Below are 2,597 nucleotides of genomic sequence, written 5' to 3'. Positions count from 1 at the left end.
ATCCGCTACTATTGGTCGGCACGGGAGGTTCAGACGAGCATCGAAACACTGCTTAGAAACTTCGAGGCTCTCTCGGTGCCCAAGACCTTGCTGAGCCAGTATCTACCTGGAGGTTACGAGGCTGTACGTGGGCGTAAGGAGATATCTGCTCGTCATCTCGTGATCGAGCACATTCGCACGGAGATCAGGAAGTATAGCGCGGCGTGCAAACCTGACAGTGGCCGCGCCGCCTAGGGAATCCGCTGCTCCTACGCGAGCAGCAGATTGCATCCGTGCGAACGGATCTTTTCTTGAATGGCGACGGGCATGTTGGTGTCACTGATCACGGTGTGGATCTCCGAGAACGTTGCGATACGCGACATGCTGCGCTTGTCGAACTTGCTTGAATCGGCCACAAGAATGGTCTCGCGCGCAATTCGAAGCATCGCCCTGTTCACCATCGCCTCTTCGAGATCCGCGCCGCTCGCGCCAAAGTCTGGGTCACAGCCGGCGCCTCCCATGAAGAGCTTGTCCGCAGAGAGTTGGCTCAGCATATCTTCTGCGGACCGGCCGACGATCGAGGCCGAGTCGCTTCGCAGCGTGCCGCCGAGGATCGTCGTGTGAACCCCACGCGCTCCCAACAGCTCATTGGCGATATTGACACCATTTGTAATGACCTGCAGCCTCGGACGATTCTTGATCTGCTTGGCGATCTCGCCGGTCGTCGTTCCCGAGTCCAGAATCACAATTTCGCCATCCTGGATCAGGCTCGCGGCAAGAATACCGATGCGGCGTTTTTCTTCGATATGCGACTGAATACGATCCTGAAACGGAGACTCATACAGTCTCGAATCCGGCTTCAACGCGCCGCCATGCGACCGTTGCAGCAGCCCACGCTTTTGCAACTCATTCAGATCGTTGCGGATGGTCACTGAAGTGGTGCTAAACCGTTGCGCAAGGTCCTGTACTCGCACTCTTCCAGAAGTGTCGATGATCTGCATAATCAACGCGCGGCGCTCGTCAGCCATGATTCCGCCAGTTGCTTCCTTCACGCTGTCAGACAATGTGATGCCACTCCCGATACTGATTACTGATTGCTTGCAAAACGACAATACAACTACGGCTTCTATCTCTGTCATCACTTGCGATTGCTTGTGAGATTTTGTTGGCCGGCACACAGAACAAAAGCCAGTGTATCGCATCCGTGTCGCCCGTCTCGATTTCGTTGTTGCGGCTACGATTGACGCGCTTTCCGCACCTTTGCCCCGTCAGACACGAAAAAGATCTTAGCCAAAATGCAGACGCAAAAGCCCGGCCAGCGCTTTCGTTTATAGCGAATATTTCTTTCGAATAGATACCAAATGCAATGATACAGTTTTCTTAATCTTTCTTTTTCCAGATTAGAATGGCAAATCCCCAAACGAGCGTGTAGTGTTCACGATGACAGCTGGAGCAAGCAGGCGTTCTCTCAGACTCTGGACAGGGGCAATCCTTTGCACCCTCATCAGCGCGTTGAGCATGGGCCAGACCGAGGTGACAAAGGTCCCGCTGATACCTGCGCCCCGCGAACTCGATGAGAAAGCTGTGCTGCCGCTCACCGGATCTGTCACTGTTCGCTCCTCCCTCGATAACGAAGACCTCTTTGCGGCTAAGGATCTGGTCAACGAGCTACATCTGCGAGATATCCCGGTGAGTGCAAAGACCACTGGCGTAAGTATCGAGTTGTTGCGGCTCGACACTCCAAAGGCTGCTTCGCTCCTCGCTGCACACCACCTCGTCTTCACCGACACGATGCGCGACGAAGGCTATGCCCTGCTATACGACCGAAGAACGTTCTATGACATCGCTGCGACGTCCACGGGCATCTTCTATGGCGTCCAGACGATCAAGCAACTCGTCACGGGTCATGCTCAACAGGCCGTGCTTCAAACGGCTAAGATTCGCGACTGGCCAGCGATGAAATACCGCGGGCAGGATGACGATCTTTCGCGTGGCCCATTTCCGACACTCGACTATCAGAAAAAGCAGATTCGCACACTGGCGGCCTTCAAGATCAATATCTATTCGCCGTACTTCGAGAACAATCTGCAGTACGCTTCCGATCCGCTGATAGCGCCTCCCGGCGGCTCTATGAGCCGTACCGAGGTGGAAGAGCTCGTACGATTCGCGCAGCAGTATCACGTTAGCATCGTTCCGCAACAGGAGGCCTTCGGACATCTTCATCACGTCCTGATGCATGAGCGCTACAACCATCTGTCTGAAACACCGCATGGCACGGTACTTGCTCCAGAACAGCCCGGATCTCTACAACTAACAAGCAAGTGGTTCGCACAAGTCGCGCAGATGTTTCCTGGTCCGTTCCTGCATATTGGGGCCGATGAGACGGACGATTTGGGCTTGGGTCAAACCAAGGGCGCCGTCGCCAGCCGAGGCCTGGTGCCGGTCTACATCGACTTCATCACCCAGGTCCATGAGGCTTTGCGGCCTTTGCATAAGCGGCTCCTATTCTGGGGGGACGTCGCGATGAACTCACCGGAATCCGTCAAGAATCTTCCCAAGGACATGATCGCGGTTCCATGGCAGTACTCGATGCAGGAGCACGGTTTCGATAAGTGGAT

The 2,597-nt window shown here is 54.9% G+C and carries 3 protein-coding genes; 2 read left to right on the top strand and 1 reads right to left on the bottom strand.

Features of this window, described 5'->3' with window-relative positions; translation table 11 throughout:
• The coding region (locus tag AB4043_RS22080) for a class II D-tagatose-bisphosphate aldolase non-catalytic subunit (RefSeq protein WP_442308105.1) at window positions 1–234 on the top strand (234 nt) is incomplete at its 5' end.
• Window positions 235–248: 14 nt separating this feature from the next.
• Here AB4043_RS22080 and AB4043_RS22075 read toward each other — a convergent pair.
• Window positions 249–1,007 carry a DeoR/GlpR family DNA-binding transcription regulator gene (locus tag AB4043_RS22075; protein ID WP_442298878.1) on the bottom strand — a complete coding sequence of 253 codons (759 nt, stop codon included), beginning with the start codon at window positions 1,005–1,007 and terminating at the stop codon, window positions 249–251.
• Between the two features lie 490 nt (window positions 1,008–1,497).
• On the opposite strand from AB4043_RS22075, the gene AB4043_RS22070 reads away from it, so the two are divergent.
• On the top strand, window positions 1,498–2,597 hold a 1,100-nt coding region (locus AB4043_RS22070), incomplete at its 3' end, for a glycoside hydrolase family 20 zincin-like fold domain-containing protein (RefSeq protein WP_442308104.1).

The sequence above is a fragment of the Terriglobus sp. YAF25 genome (genome assembly GCF_052113305.1).
Lineage (GTDB): Bacteria > Acidobacteriota > Terriglobia > Terriglobales > Acidobacteriaceae > Terriglobus.
This window is presented reverse-complemented; position numbering and strand designations above follow the sequence as displayed.

Bases quoted from the DNA above. Each gene is read 5' to 3' on its own strand.
- AB4043_RS22075 (WP_442298878.1), bottom strand. From the start codon at position 1,007: ATGGCTGACGAGCGCCGCGCGTTGATTATGCAGATCATCGACACTTCT.